Raw genomic sequence first — 26,039 nt, forward strand, 5'->3', positions numbered from 1 at the left:
GCTTTGAACGGGGAACGGTCTCGCCGGCCAATTGGTTCCGCCTGTGTTAAGCCAGGACATCGCAGGAGAAACGTCATGAGCCTGACCTTTGCCACCATGCTTCTGGTGCAGTTCGCCCCGCCGCTAGATGGCGCGGCTGCCCAGCGCGTAGAGGGGCGCTGCACCTATCCTCCCGCTCTGGTCGAGCAGGCCGAAGAGGCAATGCTGGTGCAGTGTGGCGAGGCCGTGTTCACCGCTGACGGCATTGCCTTCGCTGCACGCGGCTTCACGCCCGCGATTGCGTTTCGAGGCGAGTGGGAGGGCGATGGCCTGCGGGTGGCGGAAGTGGCGCGGCGTGGTATCGAGCCCATCGATGAGGCGCGCGGGTTCTGCCGGCTTCAGATGAGACAGGGGCAACTGTCTGCGGTTGTCTGCTCGATTGTGGGCGGGCCGCGCAGTTATCTGGTCAACTTCCTGGTGCCGCAACTCAACAACCCGCTCTAGCGCAACTGGCTGTCCTTGCTGCCCCGCCGGTTTATTCCGGCAGCCACCCGCTGCCTGTCCCGCTGTTGCTGGCAGGCAACGCAGGTCCGGGCCGATGGCAGGGCCTTGCGCCGCGCGGCAGGGATCGGCTCACCGCATTCGTCACAGAATTCTGCCCCGTCGCCGGCTTCCAGCCGGGCACGCGCGGCGGACACGGCATCCTTCACCGTGTCGTCGATCTGGTCCTGCACCGCGCCATCGCGGGTCCATCCGCCGGCCATCGAACACTCCCTAGCTGGGGGACTTGAGGAAGTGGATCAGGTTTCTCGCCGCCTCGCCCCAGGCGCCCTGGTCCGCGCCATGCTCCTCAATCACCCGCCGCGCCTGGTTGGCGGTGAGGCCGTTGCGGGCGGCGAAGTGGCGCAGTTCTTCTTCGGTCATCCCCTCCCAACGCAGCAGGCGGGAGAGGTTCCCGTCAGATATCATTGCGGATTGTCGCCAGCGCGCCGCCGTCGATCTCCCACTTGGCACCGTTGACGTAACTTGCCTCGTCACTCAGCAGGAACGAGACCACGTCGCCCACTTCGCGCGGCTGGCCCACACGGTTGAGGGTGGCGACCTGGCCAAGCTTGTCCATGCCTTCCTGCACAGAATCGAACATCTGTTCCAGCATGCCCACCAGCAGCGGGGTCTCGATCACGCCGGGCATCACGCAGTTCACCCGCACGCCCTTTTGCGCGACCTCGCTGGCCGCCGTGCGGGTCAGGCCCACTGCGCCGTGCTTGGCGGCGTTGTAGGCGCAGGCCCCTGCCAGCCCGCGTTCGGAGCCGATCGAGGCCGTGTTGACCACCGCTCCGCGCCCGGCGGCCACCATGTGCGGCAGCACGAAGCGCAGGCCCAGGAACATGCCCCGCAGGTTGACCGTCAGCACCCTGTCGAATTCCTCGATCGGGTATTCGTGCGTGGGGGCCAGGGTTCCTTCGATCCCGGCGTTGTTGAAAAACCCGTCGATCTTGCCGAACGCATCCATTGCCGCGCGGGCATAGCCTTCTACCGCCGCCGGATCGGCGCAATCGGCCACATGGCCAACCACCTTGTGGCCGCGCGCGGCAAGCTCCTCCACGCATTTGTCCAGCCGGTCCTGCGCGATATCGACCATCAGCACTTCGGCGCCCTCGCGGCAGAGGATTTCGCATGTGGCAAAGCCAATGGCGCCTGCCGCTCCGCTGACGATGTGGCTCTTTCCGTGGTGGCGTTCGGTCATGGGGATCAGCCTTTCGACTTGCGGAAGGGGAGGGTGAGGATGAACCAAGCCAGGCCCGGGGTGAGGAGCTTGAGGAAGTTCTTCGCCTCCTCCGGCGTCAACGTGGCGGTCATGGGCATGGTGCCGTAGACCTTGCCCTTCAGCACCAGGTCGTTGCCCTTGCGTTCAATCTTGCTGACCTGCATCAGCTCGCTCTTGTCGGCGGCGCGGATTTTCATGCCCGAATCTCGTCGAAATCGATGCCCAGGTCCTCGGCCATCACCATCGCGGTCGCACGCCCTGCGCCGAATACGCCTCCGCCCGGGTGCTGGAACGGGCCGACCAGATACAGCCGGTCAACGCCCGGCACGCGGTACTGGCCCAGTTCCGGCGTGGGCCGATGGCTGCCGGACTGGTAGGTGGTGGTGGCAATCCCGTGCAGGTCGCCCCGGAAGAAGCTGGGGCTGGTCCGCTCCATGTCCACCGGGCTGTCGGCGTGGTAGGCCAGCACCTCCAGATCGTCGATGTAGTGGCCCATGCGGGCGATAATCGCTTCCGCAAACTCGCCCTTTGCCGCGTCCCACGGCCGCCCGTCCGGGCGCTCATAGGGCACATAGTCCCAGGCGTGGAAAATCGCCTTGCCTTCGGGGCAGCGGCTGGGATCGTGCTGGGTCAGCTGGCCCACGCCCACCAGCGGGGTGGGGCTCATCTGGCCATAGCGCAGCTCGTCGAAAGCGCGGCGCATGTCCTCGTAGCTGTCGGGCATCAGCTCGTACATCACCGCGGACAGCGGCTCCCCATCGTGGCGCCTCGTCTTGAACTTCAGCGGACCGTTCAGCGCCGCGTGGACGGTGAAGCAGGCCGCCGGGGTGATGTGCGTGCGTTTCGCGTTGCGGGCCACCTGCGGGGGCAGGCTGGGCACCACATCGGGCAGCACATGCGGATGCAGCGCGCCGATCACGCCATCGGCGCAGGTCAGCCGCTCGCCATTGTCCAGCACCACGCCTGCCGCCTTGCTGCCATCGGTGAACACCTCGCGCACCTCGGCCCCGGCGCGTATCGTGCCGCCGTGGTCCTCGATGCAGGCGATCAGCGCGGCGGTGAGGCTGCCCGAGCCGCCCACCGGGACACCGAAGCCGAATTTCTCGAGGAAGCCCAGGAACACATAGGCGCCGATGCCCGTGGCCTTCTCGTCCGGGCTGACGAGGTTCTCGCCCGCCACGCGGCCGAAGTGGGCCTTCACCTTGTCGTGCTCGAACAACTCTTCCATCAGGTCGAAGGTGCTCATGCCCATGGTGCGCATGATCTCGCGGCCTTCGGCGCTCTGGTCCATCATGGCGGTCTGTGCGCCAAGCGGCATCGGCGGCGAGTAGAGTCCGGACTGGATCATCGGCAACCATTGCGCGGCCTGCTCGCTCATCTTGAGGAAGGTCGCGGCGTCTTTCTGGCTGAAGCGGGCGATGGCCTCGGCGCTCTTGGCCGGATCGCGGTGCAAGGGCAGGGTCTCGCCATCCTCCCACACGCTCATCATCGGCACATCGGGGAACACGTAACGCAAGCCGTACTTCGATTTCAGCCCCAGGTCGTCGTTCAGCAGCAGCGGATTGCCCTGGATAAAGATGTGACTCATCGAATGCTGGTCATGCGTGAAGCCGGGCAGCGTCAGCTCGCGGCTGACCACCCCGCCACCGTGCCACTGGTTGCGTTCCAGCACGAGGACCCGCTTCCCCGCACAGGCAAGGTAGGCGGCGGCGACCAGGCCGTTATGGCCCGATCCGATGACGATGATATCTGCGTCTGCCATGATGATCCTCTAGAGACAGGCGGAAAGGGCGATGTCGGACAGCTTGCCACACCGCTCGATATTGGCGGCCTGGGTCATCACCCCGGCGCTGAGAAACGAGAAACTGACATCAGCCTCGGGGTCTACCCAGAACATGGTCGATCCCGCGCCATAGTTGCCGAACGTCTCGGGGCTGGAAAGCTGGCCGAACAGGTGCTGGAATACGCCCGTCCCGCGCACCTGGAAGCCAAGGCCCTGGTTGGCCGGCGGCACCACCCAGCCCGCACGCAGGGCCACGCCCTTGTACAACTCATTGGGCTTGTCACCCGTGTGGACCTTGCGCGCCAGCCGCACCATGCGGGGGGACAGGATCCGCGCGCCGTCCAGCTCGCCCTCGCGCCGGAGCATTTCGGCAAAGCGCCACAGGTCACCGCAGGTGCTGGCACAGCCCACGTGGGGGGCCTCCACCTGAGGGTCCTCGAACAGGGCATGATCGCCTTCGATGTTGCGACTGAGGTGCTTGATCGGCACCGTGCCGCGCATGTCGGGGCGCACGTGGCGTCCGCCGAGATCGGCGCGCAGGCCCATGCTGGTGCTGTCCATCTTCAAGGGCGCAAACAGGTCCTCATGCAGCAGGGTCTGATAACTGCGGCCCTTGGGATCGGTGCGAACCAGCGCCATGCCCATCAGCACGTGATTGACGAGCGGGGAATAGTCACTCTTCTCCCCTGGCTGGCTGGTGCCGTGGACGTGGGCAATGCTCTCGTCGAACAGTTCCTGCAGCCGGTCGAGGAACATGCCGGGCTTGGGCGTCCACACACCGGGCATCCCGGCCTGGTGGGTGATCAGGTGGAAGAAGGTGGCATCCTCGCGCGGCTTGCCGGTGAATTCAGGCAGGACATCGCGCACCTTGGTGGTGAGTTGGAAGCGGCCTTCCTCGATCGCCTTCATGATCAGCACGTTGGTGAAGGCCTTGGTGACGCTGAACAGGCTGAACACGTCATCCTTGTTGAGCGGTCGCTCGCCATTGGCATAGGCGCTGCCGATCGCCTCATCGAACACCAGCACACCGCCGCGGCCCACTTTCAGGACCACGCCGTAATACTCGTTCTTCGCGATGTCGGCCTCGATCACCGCCTTCAGGTGGTCGAGCCGCTCCTGCCACACTGCTCCCATGATCCTCGTGTTCCCTCTAACCAGCGGCGATGATACCGCCGTCCACGGCCAGCATGGCCCCGTTGATGAATGATGCCTCGTCGCTCAGCAGGAAGGCCGCCGCACTGGCCACGTCCTGCGGGGTGCCGTTGCGGCGCAGCGGGATGCCCTTCGCCCGCTGCTCGTACTGCTCGGCCGTTACGAACCCTTCGGTGGCGGGCGTGGGCACAGAACCCGGCGCGATGGCATTGACGCGGATGCCGCGCGGGCCAAGCTCGCCCGCCAGCACCTTGGTCAGGCCCGCAATGCCCGCCTTGATCGTGGTGTAGGCCCCGGTGTTGGGCCGCCCGCGATAGGCGACGGGGCTGGAGTAGTTGAGGATGTTGCCGGTCTGGTTCTGGTCGCGATGGGCCAGGAAGGCCTGCACGCCCCAGAACACGCTCTTGAGGCCGGCGGACAGCATCCGGTCCAGCGTCGCCTCAGTTACGTCCTCGATCGGTTCGTAGACGAGTACGCTGGCGTTGTTGATGACCGCGCGCAATGGCCCGGCGTCAGCGGCGAAGTCCTCGGCCAGCTGGAAAAAGGCATCGCGGCTGCCGCAGTCCGCGCCATAGCTGAAGGCCTGCCCGCCTTCCGCCAGGATGCTTTCCGCCACGGCCAGGGCGCTGGCCCCGTTGATGTCGGCCACACCCACGATTGCGCCCTCCGCCGCCAGTCGCCGGGCAATGCCCTCACCAAGGCCCCGCCCTGCGCCGGAGATCAGGATCGGATGACCATCGAACCTGCCAGCCATCAGTCCATCCCGAAGAGCTTGGCGGTGTAATGGCTGTCCATGTACTCGCGCATCTTGTCGATCTTGCCGTTCGAGATCTCGAACACCCAGCAATAGTCGTTATCGTAGACCTTACCGTCGGGCAGACCGCCTGTCGAATTGCTCTCCACGCAGACCCACCCGTCACGGCTGAACATGGTGTGCACGTGGACCTTGGGATCGCCGGGATTGAACATGCCGCGCACCGGGGCGAGGAACTTGTCGATGATGTCCATGCCAACGTGGCGGCCGGCGCCAGCGATGTCCTTTACCTTGGGCTCCCACACGCTTTCGTCGTGGTAGAAGGTGCGCAGCTTCTCCAAGTCGCCGCTCGACAGCACCTCGAAGAAATCCAGCACCAGTTGTTCGTCTGCGTTTGCCGCCTTGACGGTCATTTCGTCCTCTCCCGTGGATCGTTCTATTTCAGCCCGCGCGCCTCGTCCGACGGCGGGGGAATGTCGGGCATGGGTCCGCCCGAATGCAGCACCACCCGGCCATGGCGGCTCATGAAGCGCCACTTGCCCTCGCTCTTGACGTAGTGGTCCTCGAACCCGCCGACATAGATCGCGCCTGACGGCTGCGGCGGCTCCACGCCTGCATAGCTGGACAGCATGGTCAGGTAATTGGTGCCGCGCGCCTCGGTTTCGGAGATCACCTCCACCAGCACGTTGGTGACGATGTGGCGCACCAGGATCGGCGCCCGGTCGCGGAAGATCGCCTGCACCCGGTCGCGCCCGTGATAGGTGTGATCGGGCTGGAACGGACGGGAAAGCTGGCAATCCTCGGTAAACAGGTCAGCCAGGCTCTCGTGATCGCCGTTGTCGGCATAGTGCGCGAACAGCAGCGGCAGCTTGGCCACTTCCGCTTCGATGCGCAGGCGCTTCTTGTCCTTCATTCGCCGTTCTCCGCAAAACCGGGGTCGGCCGCGGCCGCTTCGGCGTCAATCTCGGCAAAGGCCTCGTTCGCCAGGCGGAAGCTGTCGACCGCCGCCGGGATGCCACCGTAGATGCCCACCTGGAGGAGGACCTCGCGGATCTCCTCGCGGCTGAGGCCGTTGTTCAGCGCGCCACGGATGTGGATCTTCAGTTCGTGGCTGCGGTTGAGGATCGCAATCATGGCCAGGTTGATCAGGCTGCGATCGCGCAAGGGCAGCCCTTCGCGGCCCCAGTTCCAGCCCCAGCAATAGGTGGTGACCAGTTCCTGCAGCGGCTCGTTGAACGGGCCGCTTTTCGAAAGTGCCTTGTCGACATAGGCATCGCCCAGCACCTTGCGGCGGATGGCCATGCCCCGGTCGAACATCTCCGCGCCGGTCATTTCAGGGGGTGTCTTGTCGGTCATGGCAGGGGTCCTTACAGAACGGAATAGGTGGCATCGATCAGCCGGCGGGCGCGCGGGCCGTTGTCGCCCACGGCGTGCATCTGGTTGCAACAGTACGAGAACCCCAGCTTCGCATCGGGATCGCCGAAGCCGATCGATCCGCCCAGGCCGTGATGCCCGAAGCTGCGCATGTTGGGGCCCATCCATACCGCTTGCGGAGTGTTGAGCAGCACACCCAGCGCCTGGTGATAGGGGCGGTCCTGCAGCAGCTCGACCTGGTTGTGCTGTTCGGTAATCATGGCCTCCAGCGCGCCTTGCGACAGCAGCCGCACGCCATCGACAGCGCCCACGGTGGCGCCATAGATGCGCGCCACGCCGCGGGCGTTGCCGTGGCCGGATCCGCTGGCGATCTCGCACGTGCGCCAAACCGGGCTGTTCATCGTGGTGTGCCACGGCTCGTTGGGGTTCTGCAGGAAAGCAAACTTGCGCAGGACCGCGCCATCCTGCCACCCTTCGGGCGTGGTGGGCTTTGCAGGCATGGCGGTATCTTTCGCCGCGAACAGCCGTGCACCGGTGTTGGGCAGCACTTCGGCCACGTGCTCCTGCTCGGCCGCGCTCATCCCGCCGATCGCATATTCGGCGTGGAGCCGCCCGGTGACGTGTTCACGCAGGAAGGGACCAACGGTCATCCCCGTTACCCGGCGCATGATCTCGCCCAGAAGGAAGCCCTGGTTGTGCACATGGTAGGCAGCGCGGGTGCCCGGCTGCCACAGCGGCTCCTGCACCTCGAGCGCCCTGATATAGCCCGGGTAATCGAAGAACCCGCCGGGATACACGGTGTCCGTGGTAAGAACAGGGATTGCGGCGCGGTGGTCCAGGCACCAGCGCACCAGGATATCCTCTTTTCCGTTCTGGGCGAATTCAGGCCAGTAGTAAGCCACCGGCCTGTCGATATCGATCAGTCCCCGCTCCACGCACATGTTGAAGGCAATGCCGGTCACGCCCTTGGCCACGCTCATCATGCACACCGTGCTGTGCGCGTCCCATTCGCGGGTGCGATCGGCATTGGCCCAGCCGCCCCACAGGTCGACCACGGTCTCGCCGTCGACCACTACTGAGCACGCGGCTCCCAATTCTTCCTCGTGGGTGAAGTTGTGGACGAAGGCATCGAACACGGGCGCGAACTTCTCGTCGCACAGGCCGTGCAGCGTGCAACTTCCGCCACGCGCTTCGACGGTGTGATGATAATCGATCTGCCCCAAGGCAATGGTCTCCCAACCCGGCCGCATCCTTGCGACTCTAACGATCGTTACTGCTAGGCCACGATCGACCCCAGCGGAAGCCTCTCAATCCAGAAAGGCGATGGTCCGCAGTTCCACGCTCTGGCGCGGCGCGGCATTCGGCGGAGCGGTGGGATCGTTGAAGGCGGAGTGGGCGGTGAACTGCACCGCAGCGGGATCGCTGTCGAACAGCTTGAAGACCAGCGCTTCGCTGGGATGCATGTGCGGCACCCAGCACCAGCGATGATCGGGCCGATAAGCCAGGTTGAAGCCCCACAGCGAGAAATCGAGCCCGCCCAGCCCGCCCACGATCTCGCTGTCGAACAGGTCTTCGCGGCGCACGGTGCGCGCATCGCACAGCGCCAGCGGGGCGCTTTCAACCGAGGTGATCGGCCGCCAGACGTTGATCAGCATGTGTTGCCGGGCCAGCAGCCGTTCCGCCTCTTCCCCACCCACGATTTTCCGGGTGAAATCGGCCACCGTCTTCGCGCCATAGTCCACATGCGCGCCGAACGCGGGCTGGTTGTGGCCATGGGTGCCGCTGGCACTGGTCCGCAGGATCGGGCCGAAACTGATTACCCGGGAGGCACCGGTCAGCCGCTGCACCAGATCCTCGGTCTGGCGGCAATAGGCGTCGAGCTGGGCCTTGTCGGAATAGTCGGCAATGCCGCTCGGCTCGTCCACCACCACAAAGCCGTTGCTCTCGAGCTCCAGCTCGCCCAGTTCGGGCCGCAGGTCATGGAACACCACCTGGTGCTCCTCGCCCGGCCAGTAGCTGCGCTCGCGATCGCCGGCGTAGAAGGTCGCCTTCTCGCCGCGCACCACATATTTCATGGTCGCGGTCACATCCCGTAACAGCGTATCGGCTTCGTCCACGGCGCTCTCCCAAACCCTTTGACGATTATTTCCATCCACCATAGCAAGGTGTCCAAGCCGCCGTCGAGCGGCATGGGAGAGACCGGGATGAGCGAAGGCTTGCCACAAGCGGGCACAGACCCGCGCGACGTGCTGCGCGGGCGGCCGATGAACCTGCAACAATATGGCGTGGTGGCCATCTGCGTGCTCATCAACATGATCGACGGGTATGACATCCTGGCCCTGGCCCAGGCGGGCGCGGCGCTGAAGCGCGAATGGGGCATGAGCGATGCCGTGCTGGGCACGCTGTTATCCATGAACCTGGTCGGCATGGCCCTGGGGGCGCTGGGTGTGTCGCCCGTGGCCGACCAGTGGGGCCGCCGTCCGGCCATGTTGATCTGCCTGACGCTGATGAGCGTGGGCATGGCCGTTTCCGCCGTGTCCAGCGGCTTCTGGACGATGGCCATTGGCCGCCTGATCACCGGCGTGGGCATCGGCGGGATGACCAGCACGGCAGGCACCATGGCGCTGGAGTATGCCAACGTGCGCTGGCGCGAATTCGCTACGGCCTCTGTCGCCAGCGCCTATCCGGTCGGCACAATCATCGGTGCGGGTGTGGCGGTGGCGGTGCTCGATTCGTATGGTTGGCGCGGCATCTTCTGGGTGGGCGCGGCGCTCTCAGCCACCCTGCTGCCGATCGCCCTGCTGTGGCTGCCCGAAAGCCTCGACTTCCTGCTCACCCGCCAGCCGAAGGGGGCGCTGGAAACCACCAACAAGGTGCTGCGGCGCATGCAGGTGCCCGAAATCGCCGCCCTGCCGGAGCGCCCCGCAGATTCTTCCGAGGGATCCACCGCGCTTGGCGAAATCATGCAGCCGGTCCACCGCAACGAGCTGCTGTTCAAGCTGTTCATCGCCCACGCGCTCAACATGTTTGCCTGGTACTTCATCATCAACTGGGGACCGCCGCTGGTGGCCGAGGCTACCGCGTCGGACGAGACGGGCGCGCGCTATTCGGCCTGGGTGTCCTACGGCGGAATCGTTGGCGGCCTGGCGGGTGGTTACCTTTGCGGGCGCGCGGGCGTTAAGCGCATGATGTGGATTACCATGATCAGCCTGGCCGTGCTGATCGCGCTGTTTGGCCAGTTCACCGGCAACCAGCAGGCGCTGTGGGTGATCGCTCCGCTGATGGGCGCAGCGCTGTTCGGCTCGGCGGTCGCCAACTGGCTGACGATTGCCTATGCCTTCCCCCCGCACCTGCGCGCCACGGGCTTGGGTTTTGCCACCACGGCCGGCCGGGTGGGATCGATCTTCGGGCCGATCGTGGGCGGAGCGCTGCTCGACACCGACCTTGGCGTGGGCATCGTATGCCTGCTGATGGGCCTGCCCGCGATCCTGGCGGCGCTGAACTACACGCGCGCCCGGCGGGTGGAGCCGGGACGCTAGGCTACGAGTGGAACGCCCCCACGGCGGGCACGCTATCGGTATATTCGCGCAGTTCGGTGATCTTGCCGGACTCGTCGAAAGTGAACACGAAGCAGAACTGGTTGACGTAGGACCTGCCGTTTCTCAACGGGCTGTCACAGGTGGTCAGCACCACGGCGCGGTTGCCGCAAGCGAAGGCGCCCTCGTGCGCAAAGCAGATGCCGTCGACCAGCAAGCTCCGCGCACCCTCCAGCAGCGCGGCCAGGCCTGCCGGGTCCAGCCACCCCTGTCCCGGCAACCACACCCGGGCGCCAGGCGCATAGAACGCCCGCATCGCTTCCAGATCGAGGCGGCGGATCGCCTCGAGATAGGCCAGCGCCGTGGCGCGGGGATCGAATGTCATCAGCCAGGTTCTCCGCTTCTGCGCGCCAGCACGCGCTGGTTGGTCTCGGCAACGCCCAGCGCAACCAGCCCGGCCAGCGCGGCCAGGCCAAGCTGGACATAGAGCGTCACATCGAGCGAATAGCTGTCGGCCAGCCGCCCGGTCATCGGCGGCAGGGCGAAACCGCCGAAGATCTCGCCCACGGCGACCACTGCGCCCATGGCCGTGGCAGCCCGCGCGCGGCCCAGCGTCTCGGCCGGGATCACACCCATGAACAGCGGGAAACTGCCCAGGCCCATCCAGCTGACGAACAGCAGGGCCGCCAGCACGGCTGGCCCGCCATCCAGCCACAAGAGCCCGGCAGGTGCCAGCGTCATCAATAGGCAGAACAGCACCAGCGCAGGCTTGCGGCCCACCCGCTCGGACAGCAGCCCCGCGCTTACCGCACCTACTGCCGGGGCAAAGCCCACGGCGGACATGATCCGGCTCCACACGGCGGGCTCGATACCCAGCGGACCGTCCATGTACAGGGGCATGAAAATCGATCCGACCACCACGCTGCCCACTGCACAAATGCTGACCACCGCGGACAGCCAGATGTTGCGCGTAGTCAGCAGCGATCCGGCCTCGCGCAGTTCGCGGCCCACCCGAGCGCCGAAGCCGCTCGCCTGCACTTCCACCGGCGGCGGCGGCAGGTCCGGCTCCTTTACATAGCGCCAGATCAGCACGGCCAGGATCAGCCCCGGCACGCCCGCCAGCATGAAGGCCAGCCGCCAGTCGTAGGCCGTGGCGATGGCCACCAGTACCAGCGGGGCAAGTGCCGTGCCGATGATCGAGCCGAACACGTTCTGCACCACCCCGGCGTTCAGGCCCTTGCGGCTCTCGGCCGAGGCGGCGACCATGATCGCCAGGCAAATCGGCAGGAACGGCCCTTCCGCTGCGCCCATCACCACGCGGGCCGCCAGCAGGGAGCCGAAGCTCCACGCCAGGCCGGACATGACCGAACAGAAGCTGAAGATCACCAGCGCCGCCAGCAGGAATGGCTTGCGCCGCCCGATCAGGTCCGACCACCGTCCGACGAAATAGGCACCCAGCGCCCAGGTCAGCGACAGTCCGGAGCCTAGCCAGGCTACCTGTTCGTTGCTCAGGCCCATATCCGCCTGCACTGCCGGCCCCAGAAATGTCATCGCCATGCGGTCGAAGTAGGCGAAGCCATAGGCTAGCCCCAGCAAGAGCAGTACGCTCAACTCGTAACCGCGCGGCAACCAGCCTTCGTGTGCCTTTTGAGTGGCTTGCATCATCTCTCCCGTCACACCTGCATGTGTTGATTGCGCAACATACTATCCCGACGGGCAGATTTTACGCAAGAAAGCGGTGCTTTTTGTGTTGCCAGATTACGACAATGACCCCGCTTTGAAACCGGAAAAGCGCAGCACTCTTGCTCCAATTGTAACAGGGGTTAGTATATTTGCAGGGAGAGGATTGGCGCAGGCTCTGCCCGCGCGATTTCTATCCCCCATCGTTTCCGGGCGTAGCCGCAAGAGTGGCGCAACCGGGGTCGAGCAACACAAACGCAGGGTTGGCAACGGCCTTGCTGGGGAGGAAACCTGATGAAGTTCAAGACGCTCAGCGTCACATCGTCACTTGCTATCATGGCCAGCATGGCCGTTCCGGCCTATGCGCAGGATGCCAGTGACTCTGACGACAACCGCACCAATACCATCGTGGTGACTGCGGAATTCCGCGAAGCCAACCTGCAGGATACGCCGATCGCGATCACGGCGGTCAATGCCGAGATGCTGGAAGCGCGCGGCCAGACCGACATTTCGCAAGTTGCCGCTCAGGCTCCCAACGTAACGCTGAAGGCCCAGCCTCAAGGTGGCGGCAACGGCCTGATCGCCTTCATCCGCGGCGTAGGCCAAGTTGACTTCAACTACGCACTCGATCCCGGCGTGGGTGTTTATGTGGACGACGTCTACATTCCCACCCTGTCCAGCTCTCTGCTCGAACTGATCGACCTCGACCGTATCGAGATCCTTCGCGGCCCGCAGGGCACCCTCGCGGGCAAGAACTCCATCGGCGGCTCGATCAAGCTGTTCAGCGCCCGCCCGAACGGCGATGGCGACGGCTCGCTGCGCCTGACCTACGGTTCGTTCAACCGGATCGAAATGCGCGGCATGGCGGATTTCGAAGTGACGGATAACCTGTTTGCCCGCATCTCGGGCGTGGGCAGCAGCCGCGATGGCTATGTCCGCCTGGTGGACTACGGTCTGACCCACCCCACCTCGAACGTGCCGGCCAACAACGCGCGCGGCCGCGGCAACCCCGACAACCAGACGCTTGGCGGTGGCACGATGGTTGCCGGCCGTCTGGCCCTGCGCTGGGTTCCGAACGATCGCCTGGAAGTGAACGTCTCGGGTGACTACTCGTCCGATAAGGGTGAGGCAGGCCCGCAGGTCCTGATCGCCATGGGCGCTCCCTCGCCCGCCGCCACCTTCAACCCGTTCTCCAGCAACCCCGCCTCCAGCGCAGGAGCCCTGCCGCCTGCCGGCCCGCCGCCAGCCCTGCCTTGGCTGGTCGGCAAGAACGGCCAGGCGGTTCCCGGTACCTGCGCCTTTGTGGCTGCGGGTCCATACAGCTGTGATACGCTGACCGGCAATTATGGTGATCGGCGCTTCATCAACTACGCCAATTTCCTTGATGCCCGCCAGCCCACCCAGCAGGCACCGTACAAACCCTATGCCGCACTGCCGATCAGCGAACTGGTGGGCTGGGGCTTCCACAGCAACATCACCTACGATCTGTCCGACGACCTGCAGGCCGTCTGGATCGCGTCGTACCGCCAGTACCAGTCGAACTGGGGCGAAGATCAGGACGCCTCGCCGATTCCGATCGCCCAGCTGGACAACCAGCTCAACCACCACGCGTGGAGCCAGGAACTGCGGTTGAACTTTGAGCTGGCCGATGGTCTTGTGGAAGGCACCGTGGGAGGGTTCTACCTGGACCAGGCGGGCGAATACACCGCGCGCGTGGACCTGAACTATGCCGGTATCGACTTCATTCACGGCCCGGACACCACGCCGAGCACGACGAAGGCGGTGTTCGGTACGGCCACCCTTCGCCCGACCGATGCTCTCAGCATCACGGGCGGCATCCGGTACTCTAAGGACAAGAAGATTTACACGTACTTCCGGTCCAACCCGGATGGCACGGTTCCTTTCCGCGAAGCCACCAACCTGTTCATCCCTGGCGTTCCCGCTTGCGAATTCTTTCTTGGCGCCCCCACGGCGGGCCCGACAGGTATTGGCAACACGCCGAACTGCCTGTTGACCGGCCTGTTCGGCATCTCGGACGATTTCCGCGGCGACCGGGTCGACTGGCGTCTTTCGGCCGACTACCGGTTCTCGGACGAGCTGCTGACCTACGTCTCGGTCTCGACCGGGTTCAAGGGTGGCGGCGTGAACCCGCGTCCTTTCTTCGGTCCCTCGGCCGGCGACTGCAACGCACCGGGTTACGTCGCTCCGGCACCGTGTAACCAGCTGCGCGCGTTCGATCCGGAAACGATCATCACGTACGAGGCTGGCTTCAAGGCCGACATCCTTGATCGCACCCTGCGTCTGAACGGTGCGGTTTTCTACAACGATTACTCAAACATCATCCTTCAGCTGTCCGCCTGTCCGTCGTCGCCGTGCCTCCAGCCGCGCAACGTCGGTTCGGCCAAGGTGAAGGGTTTCGAGCTCGAAATGGAAGCCTATCCGGCTGATGGCCTGTCGTTCGATGGTGGCCTGAGCTACATCGATTTCGACTACGATCCGGCATCAGTGCGGGCCGCTGGCCTGACGGGTAACGAAGTGACCCCGTACACGCCTGAATGGACGTGGAATATCGGCGCACAGTACGATTACGATATCGGCTCGGGCACGATCAGCACTCGTCTGGACGGTTCTTATCGGTCGGAAATCTTCACCGAAACCTTCAACACCGAGTGGAGCCGGATCGGCGGTTATTTCATTGCCAACGGTCGTGTGGCCTACACCACCGGGGAAGACGACTGGACGGTAGCGCTGGAAGTGCAGAACATCTTTGACCGCTACTACTTCCAGACTATCAGCGACGTGACCGCTTCGCTGGGTCTTGTCACCGGCCAGCCGGGCATGCCGCGGACCTGGTCGGCATCGGTCACCCGCCGCTTCTGATCTGATGCAGCCCCCGCCGTCACGGGCGGGGGCTCAACACCAGACGGACAAACAGGAAGGGCGCGGATCACACGATCCGCGCCCTTCCTGCTTTTTCCGTCCCTGAAACCGGATTTATTCGCCGTCGGCGTTCAACCGCTCGCGCATTTCCTTGCCCGGCTTGAAGTAGGGCACGCGCTTGGCCGGCACGGGTACCGCTGCGCCGGTGCGCGGGTTACGACCATTGCGTGCCTCGCGCTGGCGGGTGGAGAATGTGCCGAAGCCGCGCAGTTCCACCCGGCCACCTTCGGCCAGGCGCGCGGAAATCTCGTCAAAGAAGATGTCGACAACCTGCTCGATCTCTTCGGCCCGCAGGTCCGGATTATCGGCAGCCAGCATTTGCAGCAGTTCGGATCTTATCATTGCCGCCCCTTCAGGCCCGGCCCAAGCCGGATCCATGAGTAGAAAAGGGGGTGCCCGCCTGCGACCCTTGGCCTGCACCTTTCGCTACCATTAATGGCAGGTTCCCGGGCGGGGCGCAATTGTCGAGTTCTTACAACTAAGGAAAAATCCTGCGGATGTCAGGCATCTGCCCCCAGGTCAGCCAGCGAAATTCCGAGCTGCGCCATCCGCCGCCGGAACGCCGGCCATTCCTCGCGCAGGAAAGCCGCCCGTTCCGCCTGGCGCAACCGCTCCGCCGCGCCTTCGCGCACAAACATGCCGACGCCGCGCTGCACCCGGATCAGCCCGTCGATCTGGAACTGCTGGTAGGCCTTCGCCACGGTGAGCGGATTGGCCCCCTGCTCCGCCGCGAGGGCCCGCACCGATGGCAGCATGGCCCCTTCGGCATAGTCGCCCGAGATGATCGCCGCAGCGATGATGTCGCGCAGGCGCAGGTAGACCGGTTTGCTCTCGCTCATGGTGATGCAGTGCCATAATACAGCGGGGCGGGTCAAGCGCGACGGCCCCCGCCAGCCTCGCGCGGGGCCAGTTTCCATTGCAACTATTGGCTTCACAATATGCCGCCAGCCGCTAGGGTGCGCGCTTTGGCCCCGCACACAAGGGCACCATAAGACATGAGGGATCGCGGATGAAGGACGTGGCGCTGTGGCAGGAAGGTGACTGGATCGCCGCGATCGCGGTGGTTGTGCTGGCGGCGTTCCTGGCCGTGGGTGCCCGGATCGCGGTGCAGAAGGAGCCCGAGTTCGCCGGCCACCCCAAGGGCCTGTACATGCTGTTCTTCGCCGAAATGTGGGAGCGCTTCTCCTACTACGGCATGCGCGCGATCCTGATCTTCTACCTCACCCAGCACTGGCTGTTCTCGGACGCCAAGTCGAACCTGATCTACGGCGCCTACACCAGCCTGGTCTACATCACTCCGGTCCTGGGCGGCTACCTGGCCGACCGCTACCTGGGCCAGCGCAAGGCGGTGCTGTTCGGCGGCCTGCTGCTGGCGGCGGGCCACAGCCTGATGGCGGTGGAAGGCACCGGCGGGCAGAGCGATCCCACGATCAACGTGTTCTGGGGGGCGCTGGCCTTCATCATCGTCGGCTCCGGCTTCCTGAAAGCCAACATCAGCGTGATGGTGGGCCAGCTCTACAAGCTGACCGACGTGCGCCGCGACGGGGCCTATACGATCTTCTACATGGGCATCAACGTGGGCGCCGCCATCGGCACGATCATGGTCGGCTACCTGGGCCAGACGATCGGCTGGGGCTGGGGCTTCGGCCTGGCCGGCATCGGCATGCTGGCCGGCCTGATCGTGTTTGTGCTGGGCAAGGGCGCTCTGCTGGGCGCGGGCGAAGCGCCTGCCCCGCTGGCGAAGAGCAAGGAGATGCTGCTCTATGGCGTCGGCCTCGCCTCCGTCGCTGTCATCTGGGCGCTGGTCCAGTACCAGGACGTGATCCAGACCCTGCTGGCGGTCAGCGGCGTGGCCCTGCTGGGCTATGTGCTTTACGAAAGCTTCAAGCTGCCCAAGGAACCTCGCGAACGCATGTTCGCCATCCTGTTCCTGATCAGCCTGAACCCGCTGTTCTGGGGCCTGTTCGAGCAGGCCGGCGGATCGATGAACCTGTTTACCGACCGCTTTGTTGACCGGTCCGGTGTTCCCGCCAGCATCTTCCAGTCGATCAACCCGATCTACATCATCCTGCTGGCCCCGCTGTTCGCCAGCCTGTGGGTGTGGCTGGGCCAGAAGGGCAAGGAGCCCAGCGCACCGGCCAAGTTCGGCCTGGCGCTGGCGCAGATGGGCCTGGCCAACCTGGTGCTGGTCTGGGGTGCCGAGGCTTTCGGCGTGGCGGCGATGACGCCGGTGATCTTCGTCTTCCTCTACTACCTGTTCGCCACCACCGGCGAGCTGTGCCTGTCGCCCGTGGGCCTCTCGGCCATGAATCGCCTCGCCCCGGTCCACCTGGCCAGCCTGATCATGGGCGCCTGGTTCTACATGACCGCCGTGGGCAACTTCGTGGCCGGCCTGATCGGCGAGGCGACCGGCGGACATGACGGCGCGATGAGCAAGACTGCGCTGCTCGACATTTACGAGCTGTTCGGCTGGATCGCCATCGGCGCCGCCGTGCTGGTGCTGCTGGTCAGCCCGATCGTGAAGCGCTGGATGCACCTCGACACGCTGGAGGACCGGACCGACGGCAACCTGGCGGGCCGTGACGAGCTGGCCGAACCGGCCGCCGCCGGGATCCATCCCGAAGCGAAGGCCTGATCGCGGCCAGGCCACGGGCAATGTGGAACGCGGAACGGCCTTTGTGTTGCCTGTGACTTTCGCGGCAAGTGACTGGCGTGCGGCGATTTTCGGCCGCCAACCCGCCACCAGGGTGTGACCTTCCACGCACACGGTGTTCCGCGAGGCGGCAGAACGCCGGGATCGGTGAGGGGGCAGGGTCATCATGGCGCCTGTGCTGCACCAGCGCGCGCCTTGTAGGACAGCCCTATCTAAAGCCGCCCGGCTCAGCGCTCCAGCGCGGCGAGGAAGGCCAGTTGCGGCACCTGCGCTTCGGCCTTGCCGGCCATGTTGTGGCCCTGGCCGGGCAGCACCACCAGTTGCGCCGCCGGGTTAGCCGCCGCCAGTTGCCGGGCATGGTCCAGCGGGATCAAGCCGTCATCCGCCCCATGGACCACCAGCACCGGCATGGCCACGCGGCCGATCTTGGCCACGTTCTCGAACCGGTCCGCCAGCAGCGAGTCTACTGGCGCGAAGGGATACTTGTTGGCTGCCGTGGCGGTCATGCTCATGAACGGTGAAATCAGGATCAACGCGCGGGCGCGGGCGGTGGCAGCCAGTTCGGTCGCCACGCCCGAACCGAGCGAATTGCCCACCAGCACGATCTGCTGCGCCGGTATGCCCTGCGCCAGCAGCCAGGCGAATGCCGCGCGGCCATCGGCATAGAGCCCCGCCTCGCTGGGACTGCCCGGATTGCCGCCATAGCCGCGATACTCCGCCGCCAGCACGCCATAGCCCCGCGCCACGGCCAGCTCGGTGGTGTGCTGCGCGGATTGCCAGTCGATGGAATTGCCGTGGAAGAAAAGCAGCGTGGGCATGCCGGGGCGGGCAGGGCGATAGCCGGAGCTGAGCGTCAGCCCATCTTCGGTGGTGTAGCTGATGCGCTGGAACCCGGCGGGCACGCTGCGGTCCACCTCCGGCACCGGATAGATCAGGTCACGCTGGTAGGTGTAGAGCAGCCCGGTGACGCCCACGAAGCCGAGCGAAGCGGCAGAGGTGATGCCGAGGGCGAGCTTGCGGATCATATCGTGGGACCGGTCAGCACCTGCCCGGGCTCGTGGAGATGAAACACCCACTCCACGGTGATCGTGTCACTGTCTTCGGTTGGCATGCCTGCATCATCGAGGGCTGGGCGATAATGCGCGTAGGCCTGCATTTGCTCGCAGGTTTCGCGGTCCAGCGCCGGGTTGCCGCTTGATTGCGCGACAGTGCAGGCTGCAACGTGGCCCGTCGGATCAATGGCAAGGTCAACCGTGACCGTCCCTTGCCGGTCCGGCATTCCGGAATCGACAGGTCCGCCAACGAAATTGCGCGACCAGCGATGACACAGGCCGCCAGCCTTGTCGCCACACTTAACCTCGTGGGCTTGCGCAGAGCCGGCCAGCGCCACCGCAGCAAATGCGGCCAGCGCGATCGGCCTCACGCCCGCGCTTCCTCGACCCCCGCCGAATTATGCCGCAGCGCGCTCAGCACCGTTTCCACGATATGCGGCGCGGTCAGGCCGGCCGCTTCGTACTGCTTGTCCGGCGTGTCGTGGTCCTGGAACAGGTCGGGCAGTCGCAGGGTGCGGATTTTCAGGCCGGCATCCACCAGCCCTTCGTCGCTCGCCAGCGTCAGCACGTGGGCGCCCAGGCCGCCCACGCTGCCTTCCTCCAGCGTCACCACCACTTCGTGGGTGGTCGCCAGCTTGCGGATCAGTTCGGCATCCAGCGGCTTGACGAAGCGCAGGTCGGCCACGGTGGTGGGGAGGCCCTTGGCATCGAGCGCATCGGCGGCCTTCAGCGCCTCGGCCAGGCGGGTGCCAAGCGAGAGGATTGCCACCTTGCTGCCTTCACGCACCACCCGACCCTTGCCGATGGGCAGGGCCAGCGGCTGTTCGGGCAGGGGCACGCCCACGCCGTTGCCGCGCGGATAGCGGAAGGCGATGGGGCCGCTGTCGTGGCACGCGGCGGTATAGGTCATGTGGACCAGCTCGCCCTCGTCCGCCGGGGCCATGACGACCATGTTCGGCAGGCTGGCGAGGTAGGTGATATCGAAGCTGCCCGCGTGGGTGGCGCCGTCGGCTCCCACCAGCCCGGCGCGGTCGATGGCGAAGCGCACCGGCAGGTTCTGGATCGCCACGTCGTGCACGATCTGGTCATAGGCGCGCTGCAGGAAGGTGGAATAGATCGCGCAGAACGGGCGCATCCCCTGCGCGGCAAGGCCTGCGGCGAAGGTTACGGCGTGCTGCTCGGCAATCCCTACGTCAAACGCGCGGGTGGGGTGGGCCTTGGCGAAACGGTCCACACCCGTGCCGCTGGGCATGGCGGCGGTGATGGCGCAGATCTTCGGATCGCTTTCCGCCAGTCTGGCCAGCGTATCGCCGAACACGTTCTGGTACGCGGGCGGACCGGCGGCGGGCTTCTTCTGCTCGCCGGTGATCACGTCGAACTTCTGCACCCCGTGGTACTTGTCGGCCGCAGCTTCGGCGTAGGAGTAGCCCTTGCCCTTCTGCGTCACCACGTGGATCAGGCACGGGCCTTCAGCCGCATCGCGCACGTTTTCCAACACGGGAACAAGCTGGTCCAGGTCATGCCCGTCAATCGGGCCGACGTAGTAGAAGCCCAGCTCCTCGAACAGTGTGCCGCCCATGGCCATGCCGCGGGCGAATTCGTCGGTCTTCTTGGCGGCGCGGTGCAGCGGGGCGGGCAGCTTGCGGGCAAACCGCTTGGCCAGTTCGCGCAGGCCCAGGAACTGGCCCGAGGACACGAGCCGCGCCAGGTAGCCCGACAGGCCACCCACCGGCGGGGCAATCGACATGTCGTTGTCGTTCAGGATCACCACCAGGCGGTTGCCGGCGGCTTCGGCATTGTTCATCGCCTCGTAGGCCATGCCCGCGCTCATCGCGCCGTCACCGATCACGGCAATGGCCTTGCCGGGCACACCGTTCAGCTTGTTGGCAATGGCAAAGCCCAGCCCCGCGCTGATCGAGGTGGAGGAGTGCGCCGCGCCGAACGGATCGTACTCGCTCTCGCTGCGCTTGGTGAAGCCGCTGAGGCCGCCGCCCTGGCGCAGGGTGCGGATCCGGTCACGCCGCCCGGTGATGATCTTGTGCGGATAGGCCTGGTGGCCCACGTCCCAGATCAGCCGGTCGGTAGGCGTATCGAACACATAGTGGATCGCCACAGTCAGCTCGACCACGCCCAGGCCCGAACCCAGGTGCCCGCCGGTGGTGCCCACGGCATCGATCATCTCGGTCCGCAGCTCGTCGGCCAGCTGGCGCAGTTGCGCGGGCTGCAGGCGGCGCAGGTCGTGCGGAGTATCGACCGTGTCGAGGAGCGGCGTTGCGGGGCGCGAAGTCATCCGGCCTTCCTACAATGCGGGGAACCCGCTGTCGATGAAGGGCTTTGGTCCATTTGCAGGAGTTGTTCGCGCGCTCAGCCCCGGCAATCCGGGCACAGGCCGCGCAGTTCCACCACCGGACGCACAGCGGCAAAACCGGCCTTCTCGCCCGCGGCGCGCAGGGCGCCGGTCAGCGCATCATCGTCCAGGTGGCTGGCCTGGCCGCAATCGTCGCAGATCAAGAAGATGCAATCGTGCAGGCAGCCGGGGTGGCTGTTGGCAATATAGGCGTTGGCGCTCTCGATGCGGTTGGCGAGGTTGGTGCGCACGAACAGGTCAAGGATGCGATAGACGCTGTTGGCCGCCACCCGCCGCCCGCGCGCCTGGCCCACGGATTCGGCGATGTCATAGGCGCTGGCAGGCCGGTCCTGCGCGGACAGCGCCTCGAACACGTCGGCGCGCATCTGCGTCCACTGTTCGCCGGCCTTGACCAGCACCCGCTCGGCTTCCGCGATCAGGGGCTCGCCCTCATGCTCGCGGTGGGTGTGTTCGTGATGGTTATACGCACTCATGCCGGGGATATAGGATGCCTGGCGCGCCGGGGCAAATCCGGTCCGCCTAGCCCCCGATCAACCCCGGCGGAAGGTGGACTGCCACAGGCGCGGGAACATGGTCCGCAATGCCGCCACCTTGGGCGCGTCCCAGCGCACGATATAGGGGTTGTCCGGGTTCTTCAGCATGAAGTCCTGGTGATACTCCTCCGCCGGATAGAACCGCACGTAGGGTTCGATCGTGGTGGCGATGGGATCGTCCCACACGCGCGAACGGCGCATCTGTGCGACATAGGCGGTGGCCACGGCGCGCTGTTCCTGCGTCACCGGGATGATGGCGTTGCGGTACTGAGTGCCGCGGTCAGGGCCCTGTCGGTTGAGCTGGGTGGGATCGGCCCCCACCGAGAACAGGATCTGCAGCAACTGGTCATAACGGACGACGGCGGGATCATAGGTCACGCGAACCACCTCGGCATGGCCAGTGCCGCCGGCCGACACGGCGCGATAGCGGGCCGTTTCCTCGCTGCCACCGTGATAGCCGGAAACCACGCTGGTCACGCCGCGGGTGTGCGAGAAGATGCCCTCGATCCCCCAGAAGCAGCCCCCGGCGAAAATCGCGGTCTGCCGGCCGCTCTCATCCGCCTGGCGGGTGGCGACAGGAGCGTTGAATGTGCCTTCGGCAGAACTCGGCACGGCGGTTACGGCGACCAGGGCCAGAACGCCGGCAGCAAGTGCAGCCTTCAGCTTCATTGCGGTTATCCTCCCAAGTGGGGCAGCATCGTGGCCGCCATGACAACGGCAGTTACACCGAAGCCGGCAAGGAAAGAACGGTAAAGTTCAGAGGTGAAAAGTCCCATGACGCGTTTCTCTTGGCAAGGATGTCTTGGACACATCCCTAGCCGGCCAGTTCTTGCCGCCTACTGAACATCGCGATTTTCGCCGTTCACCCGCCTCGGCTGGGCGCAAATCAGTGCCGAAAATGGCGCATCCCGGTGAACACCATGGCCAGGCCCGCCTCGTCCGCCGCGGCGATTACGTCGGCATCGTTCATGGCGCCACCAGGCTGGATCACCGCGGTCGCCCCGGCTTCCGCCGCAGCCAGCAGACCATCGGGGAAGGGGAAGAACGCATCCGATGCCACCGCGCTGCCCACGGTGCGCGATGCCGGCCAGCCGGCAACTTCGGCAGATTCCGCCGCACGGATGGCGGCGATGCGCGACGAATCGCGCCGGTTCATCTGGCCTGCGCCGATGCCTGCCGTCACCCCGTCCTTGGCATAGACGATGGCGTTGGATTTCACGTGCTTGGCCACGGTCCAGGCGAACAGGCAATCGGCCAGCTCGCGCTCGGTCGGGGCGCGCTTCGTCACCACCTTCAGGTCGGCGGCGGAAATGGTGCCGTTGTCGCGCGATTGCACCAGCAGGCCGCCGGCGATGGTCTTCAGTTGCAGGCCAGGCCGGTTGGCGCGCGGCAGGCTGTCGACCAGCAGCAGGCGCAGGTTCTTCTTGGCGGCAAAGATCGCCTGCGCTTCCTCGTCGGCACCCGGGGCGATGACCACTTCGGTGAAGATGCCGGTGATCGCCCGCGCGGTTTCCGCATCCAGCGGCCGGTTGGTGGCCACGATGCCGCCGAAGGCCGATGTGCGGTCGCAATCGAAGGCCGCTTCATAGGCCGCCAGCAGGGTGGAGGCCTGCGCCACGCCGCACGGATTGGCGTGCTTGATGATCGCCACCGCCGGATCGCTTTCAGCAAACTCGGCGATCAGCTCAAGCGCGGCATCGGCATCGTTGTAGTTGTTGTAGCTCAGCTCCTTGCCCTGCAACTGGCGGGCCTGCGGAATGCCCGGTGTGGCTGGGCCACGCGGAACATAGACCGCCGCCGACTGGTGCGGGTTCTCGCCATAACGCAACTCGTCCTTGCGGGCGAAAGCCAGCGGCAGGGTGGCGGGAAAGGGCGTGGCCTTGAGTGCATCCGGCCCCAGCGGGTTGCCGAAGGCATCGGCAAAGGCGAACCAGCTGGCAATCGCCGCGTCATAGGCTGCGGTCAGGGCATAGGCCTTGCCCGCCATGCGGATGCGGAAGGCGGCGCTGGTGCCGCCGTCGGCGTCAAGCTGGGCCAATAGTTCGGGATAGTCCGCCGGATCGGTCAGCACGGTAACGAAGGCGTGGTTCTTGGCGCTGGAGCGGACCATGGCCGGGCCGCCGATGTCGATGTTCTCCACCACTTCGTCACGCGCGGCACCCTTGGCCACGGTCGACTCGAACGGGTAGAGGTTGATCACCAGCAGGTCGATCGGCCCGATCCCGTGCTCCTCCATGCTGGCGACATGCGCGGCATCGTCACGCACCGCCAGCAGGCCGCCGTGAACCACCGGATGCAGCGTCTTCACCCGCCCGTCCATCATCTCGGGGAAACCGGTCAGGTCGGCCACGTCCTTCACCGGCAGGCCGGCATCGCGGATCGCCTTGGCTGTGCCGCCGGTGGACACCAGCTCCACTCCGCGCGCGGCCAGCGCCTGCGCCAGTTCGACAATACCGCTCTTGTCGGACACCGAGAGGAGTGCCCGCCTGATTGCCATCGTGCTCATCGTGTTTGCCTTACCCCATTCTCTTCAGCAGCCAGCCGAAATTGCCGCCGCCGCGCGATACCAGGCCCTGGATCACCAGTTGTTCCACCGGATGGGCGCGGCCCTCGCCGTCCACCCACAGGCTTTCCTCCACTTCCAGCTTCTCGGCCCCGGTGAGGAACTGCCAGAACGATCCGTCGGGCAGGGCCAGGCTGGCGCTGCGGCCGTTGTCGGCCAGCTTCACCGCTACCTGCGGGCCCAGGTGGAAGCGGATAGCATAGGGCACCTTGCCGCGCTTGCCGCCGCGGCCGCTGGGAACCAGCAGGTCCTCGCCGCGCAGTTCGCTGGCATCGTCGCGCAGGATCAGGATGCGGCGATGGACCAGGCCGAAGCGGCTGGCATAACCATCGTGGCTGGCCTCGATCCGGGTGGCCCCGCCGCCCCGTTCAAGCTCGATCGTACGGCGGTCCACTTCCACCGTGCCCACGCCAGTGCCCAGCTTGCCGTTGATCAGCACGGCGGTGGAATTGGCATCGCCCAGCACCAGCGTGGAATGGGCAGCGGTGGCGCGCAGGCCCTGCTCGATCCGCATCGGTACCTGCCCGCCGGCAAGGCCTGCGCCGCCGCAATTGGTCACCAGCCGATAGTCGCCATGGCTGAATTCGAAGGCCAGCGTGCTGGCGCAGCCACTGCGCGCGTGGCGGGCCAGCGGCGGCGGCGAGGTATCCACCTGCAGCACGGCCTTGTGCCCGGTGCCCCGCCCGGTGCCGCTGACGGCCACGCGCTGGTAGCCCCACTGGCGCGCATCCCGCAAGGGACGGGCCCGCACGCCGCTGGCCCTGACCAGCGCCTCGATCCGCTTCGCCGAGACGGCGCCGGCGCCCTGCCAGTTGCCCAGCGTGCCATCGGCATGGGTCAGCGCCAGCAGCGGCGGCACCAGCAGGCCCAGCATGGTGCCCAGCGCGCGCGGCGGATCGCGCCGCACGGCGGCATAGCAGGCGTTGAGGTCCACCAGCGCGGCAATGGCTTCCATCTGCGCCAGCGGGCTGCGCGACAGCACGCCGCCATCATCGCCCACCAGTTCGCCCAGCGCGCGCACCAGCCCCGCCTCGCCATAAAGGCGACGCGGCTGGCCATCGGGCAGCAGCAGGCCGGCGGCCACAATCGCACACCAGCCGGTCACCTCGCCCTGCCGGTCGTCAGCCCGGGCCACGTGCCGGTCCAACCAGCGGGCAGTCTCGCTGACGGTATCAAGGAATGCGTTACGCTGGCCCTTGTCCGCGCTCAGCAGCAGCGGGGCGTGGACCAGCCAGCCCAGCAGCCGAAGGCCGGCATTCTCGACCTTCCAGGCGCCGCCTTTGATGCCGCGCGGGCCGCCCCTGGCCGAAGGGTTCGCTTCCACCCACTGGGCCAGCACGCGCTGGGCGGTGGGGGCGCACTGGCCCACGGTGCCGCTGGTGGAAAGATCGCGCAGCCAGGTGAAACCGTGCACCGTGCGCTCGAACGGCGGGGTCAACTTGGCCACCGGCGAGCAATCGACCTGGGCCAGCGGGGCCTTGACCCCGTTGACCAGGAAGTGCCCTGCGCGCAGGGCCATGCCGGCCACCCGGTCACCTGGAAGCGGGCTTTCCACCGTGGCCAGCAGGCGCGGGCGCAGCGGCTTCTTGAACGGGCTGGCCAGCGTGTGGCCGGGCACGCCGAAGCGATAGGCCAGGCGGATCAGCCGCTCGCCAGCGCTCACTTCCGGCGGGTTGAAGTCACTGAGGGTCAGTTCACGGCCCGTGGGCAGCGCCGGTTCGCCGGCCGGGCGCTCGACTGGCCGGGCGGGCGACCGGGCAGGCGCTGGCCGCGGGGTGGGGAGCACCAGCTCCTCCTGCCTGTCGTCATCCAGCGGCATGGCCAGTTGCCTGCGTCCTTCGCCCTGATAGTCACGCTCGCTATCGTCGCGGCTATCCTGCAGGGTTCGGGAAAAGTCGTCCATC

The 26,039-nt window shown here is 66.0% G+C and carries 27 protein-coding genes; 4 read left to right on the forward strand and 23 right to left on the reverse strand.

What is annotated here, in order from left to right:
* The first annotated feature begins 75 nt into the window (after window positions 1-75).
* Window positions 76-483 carry a hypothetical protein gene (locus GRI99_RS02030; RefSeq protein ID WP_160770329.1) on the forward strand — a complete coding sequence of 136 codons (408 nt, stop codon included), beginning with the start codon at window positions 76-78 and terminating at the stop codon, window positions 481-483.
* On the opposite strand, the gene GRI99_RS02035 is transcribed toward GRI99_RS02030, so the two are convergent.
* The 12 genes from GRI99_RS02035 to GRI99_RS02090 are packed head-to-tail and all read right to left on the reverse strand — an operon-like array spanning window position 480 to window position 8,927.
* Window positions 480-743, reverse strand: coding sequence for a DksA/TraR family C4-type zinc finger protein (locus GRI99_RS02035; protein ID WP_160770330.1), 264 nt, complete (start codon window positions 741-743; stop codon window positions 480-482). The two genes, GRI99_RS02030 and GRI99_RS02035, sit on opposite strands and share 4 nt — an antisense overlap.
* 10 nt (window positions 744-753) lie before the next feature.
* On the reverse strand, window positions 754-903 hold the full coding sequence (locus tag GRI99_RS02040; RefSeq protein ID WP_160770331.1) for a hypothetical protein: 150 nt from the start codon (window positions 901-903) through the stop codon (window positions 754-756).
* A gap of 34 nt (window positions 904-937) precedes the next feature.
* Window positions 938-1,726 (reverse strand): SDR family NAD(P)-dependent oxidoreductase, encoded by a 789-nt coding sequence (locus tag GRI99_RS02045; protein ID WP_160770332.1) that lies wholly within the window; start codon window positions 1,724-1,726, stop codon window positions 938-940.
* Between the two features lie 5 nt (window positions 1,727-1,731).
* Window positions 1,732-1,944 carry a hypothetical protein gene (locus tag GRI99_RS02050; protein ID WP_160770333.1) on the reverse strand — a complete coding sequence of 71 codons (213 nt, stop codon included), beginning with the start codon at window positions 1,942-1,944 and terminating at the stop codon, window positions 1,732-1,734.
* Complete coding sequence (locus GRI99_RS02055) at window positions 1,941-3,509, reverse strand: phytoene desaturase family protein (protein ID WP_160770334.1); 1,569 nt, start codon at window positions 3,507-3,509, stop codon at window positions 1,941-1,943. Before GRI99_RS02055 ends, GRI99_RS02050 begins: the two co-directional genes overlap by 4 nt.
* A 9-nt stretch (window positions 3,510-3,518) precedes the next feature.
* Window positions 3,519-4,664: a serine hydrolase domain-containing protein gene (locus GRI99_RS02060; RefSeq protein WP_160770335.1), complete on the reverse strand. Its 1,146-nt coding sequence runs from the start codon at window positions 4,662-4,664 to the stop codon at window positions 3,519-3,521.
* 16 nt (window positions 4,665-4,680) lie between these two features.
* A complete protein-coding gene (locus GRI99_RS02065) occupies window positions 4,681-5,436 on the reverse strand; it encodes an SDR family NAD(P)-dependent oxidoreductase (RefSeq protein WP_160770336.1) in 756 nt (251 codons plus the stop codon).
* Entirely contained in the window at window positions 5,436-5,849 is a 414-nt protein-coding gene (locus GRI99_RS02070) for a nuclear transport factor 2 family protein (RefSeq protein WP_160770337.1), read from the reverse strand. Before GRI99_RS02070 ends, GRI99_RS02065 begins: the two co-directional genes overlap by 1 nt.
* Window positions 5,850-5,872: 23 nt before the next feature.
* Window positions 5,873-6,349, reverse strand: coding sequence for a nuclear transport factor 2 family protein (locus tag GRI99_RS02075; RefSeq protein WP_160770338.1), 477 nt, complete (start codon window positions 6,347-6,349; stop codon window positions 5,873-5,875).
* Window positions 6,346-6,792 (reverse strand): carboxymuconolactone decarboxylase family protein, encoded by a 447-nt coding sequence (locus GRI99_RS02080; protein WP_369126899.1) that lies wholly within the window; start codon window positions 6,790-6,792, stop codon window positions 6,346-6,348. Before GRI99_RS02080 ends, GRI99_RS02075 begins: the two co-directional genes overlap by 4 nt.
* Before the next feature lie 11 nt (window positions 6,793-6,803).
* Window positions 6,804-8,060 carry a serine hydrolase domain-containing protein gene (locus tag GRI99_RS02085; protein ID WP_237438067.1) on the reverse strand — a complete coding sequence of 419 codons (1,257 nt, stop codon included), beginning with the start codon at window positions 8,058-8,060 and terminating at the stop codon, window positions 6,804-6,806.
* 57 nt (window positions 8,061-8,117) lie between these two features.
* A complete protein-coding gene (locus GRI99_RS02090; RefSeq protein WP_160770340.1) occupies window positions 8,118-8,927 on the reverse strand; it encodes a CmcJ/NvfI family oxidoreductase in 810 nt (269 codons plus the stop codon).
* An 87-nt stretch (window positions 8,928-9,014) separates the two neighbouring features.
* On the opposite strand from GRI99_RS02090, the gene GRI99_RS02095 reads away from it, so the two are divergent.
* Window positions 9,015-10,349: an MFS transporter gene (locus tag GRI99_RS02095; protein ID WP_237438068.1), complete on the forward strand. Its 1,335-nt coding sequence runs from the start codon at window positions 9,015-9,017 to the stop codon at window positions 10,347-10,349.
* A 1-nt stretch (window position 10,350) separates the two neighbouring features.
* Here the strand turns inward: GRI99_RS02095 and GRI99_RS02100 are convergent, their stop codons facing one another.
* Window positions 10,351-10,731, reverse strand: coding sequence for a nuclear transport factor 2 family protein (locus tag GRI99_RS02100; RefSeq protein WP_160770342.1), 381 nt, complete (start codon window positions 10,729-10,731; stop codon window positions 10,351-10,353).
* A complete protein-coding gene (locus tag GRI99_RS02105) occupies window positions 10,731-12,011 on the reverse strand; it encodes an MFS transporter (protein WP_160770343.1) in 1,281 nt (426 codons plus the stop codon). The genes GRI99_RS02100 and GRI99_RS02105 overlap by 1 nt, the downstream gene beginning before the upstream one ends.
* A 309-nt stretch (window positions 12,012-12,320) precedes the next feature.
* On the opposite strand from GRI99_RS02105, the gene GRI99_RS02110 reads away from it, so the two are divergent.
* Window positions 12,321-14,906, forward strand: a complete 2,586-nt coding sequence (locus GRI99_RS02110) for a TonB-dependent receptor (protein WP_160770344.1) — start codon at window positions 12,321-12,323, stop codon at window positions 14,904-14,906.
* Window positions 14,907-15,020: 114 nt separating this feature from the next.
* Here the strand turns inward: GRI99_RS02110 and GRI99_RS02115 are convergent, their stop codons facing one another.
* Entirely contained in the window at window positions 15,021-15,308 is a 288-nt protein-coding gene (locus tag GRI99_RS02115; RefSeq protein ID WP_160770345.1) for an integration host factor subunit beta, read from the reverse strand.
* A gap of 158 nt (window positions 15,309-15,466) precedes the next feature.
* A complete protein-coding gene (locus GRI99_RS02120) occupies window positions 15,467-15,805 on the reverse strand; it encodes a GntR family transcriptional regulator (RefSeq protein ID WP_160770346.1) in 339 nt (112 codons plus the stop codon).
* Window positions 15,806-15,975: 170 nt separating this feature from the next.
* Here GRI99_RS02120 and GRI99_RS02125 point away from each other — a divergent pair, with 170 nt between their 5' ends.
* A complete protein-coding gene (locus tag GRI99_RS02125; protein WP_160770347.1) occupies window positions 15,976-17,601 on the forward strand; it encodes a peptide MFS transporter in 1,626 nt (541 codons plus the stop codon).
* Window positions 17,602-17,846: 245 nt separating this feature from the next.
* Here GRI99_RS02125 and GRI99_RS02130 read toward each other — a convergent pair whose 3' ends face one another.
* The 7 genes from GRI99_RS02130 to GRI99_RS02160 form a co-directional block, all read right to left on the reverse strand.
* Window positions 17,847-18,644: an alpha/beta hydrolase gene (locus tag GRI99_RS02130; RefSeq protein ID WP_160770348.1), complete on the reverse strand. Its 798-nt coding sequence runs from the start codon at window positions 18,642-18,644 to the stop codon at window positions 17,847-17,849.
* A complete protein-coding gene (locus GRI99_RS18955; protein ID WP_160770349.1) occupies window positions 18,641-19,042 on the reverse strand; it encodes a TonB family protein in 402 nt (133 codons plus the stop codon). The genes GRI99_RS02130 and GRI99_RS18955 overlap by 4 nt, the downstream gene beginning before the upstream one ends.
* Complete coding sequence (dxs, locus tag GRI99_RS02140; RefSeq protein ID WP_160770350.1) at window positions 19,039-20,961, reverse strand: 1-deoxy-D-xylulose-5-phosphate synthase; 1,923 nt, start codon at window positions 20,959-20,961, stop codon at window positions 19,039-19,041. The genes GRI99_RS18955 and dxs overlap by 4 nt, the downstream gene beginning before the upstream one ends.
* Before the next feature lie 74 nt (window positions 20,962-21,035).
* Window positions 21,036-21,512: a Fur family transcriptional regulator gene (locus GRI99_RS02145; protein WP_160770351.1), complete on the reverse strand. Its 477-nt coding sequence runs from the start codon at window positions 21,510-21,512 to the stop codon at window positions 21,036-21,038.
* Window positions 21,513-21,569: 57 nt separating this feature from the next.
* Window positions 21,570-22,241 (reverse strand): peptide-methionine (S)-S-oxide reductase MsrA, encoded by a 672-nt coding sequence (gene msrA / locus GRI99_RS02150; protein ID WP_160770352.1) that lies wholly within the window; start codon window positions 22,239-22,241, stop codon window positions 21,570-21,572.
* Between the two features lie 217 nt (window positions 22,242-22,458).
* Window positions 22,459-24,078, reverse strand: coding sequence for a bifunctional phosphoribosylaminoimidazolecarboxamide formyltransferase/IMP cyclohydrolase (gene purH / locus GRI99_RS02155; RefSeq protein ID WP_160770353.1), 1,620 nt, complete (start codon window positions 24,076-24,078; stop codon window positions 22,459-22,461).
* A 10-nt stretch (window positions 24,079-24,088) separates the two neighbouring features.
* A complete protein-coding gene (locus GRI99_RS02160) occupies window positions 24,089-26,038 on the reverse strand; it encodes a heparinase II/III family protein (protein ID WP_237438069.1) in 1,950 nt (649 codons plus the stop codon).
* Window position 26,039 lies beyond the last annotated feature (1 nt).

The organism is Alteraurantiacibacter buctensis (genome assembly GCF_009827655.1).
Classification (GTDB): Bacteria; Pseudomonadota; Alphaproteobacteria; order Sphingomonadales; family Sphingomonadaceae; genus Alteraurantiacibacter; species Alteraurantiacibacter buctensis.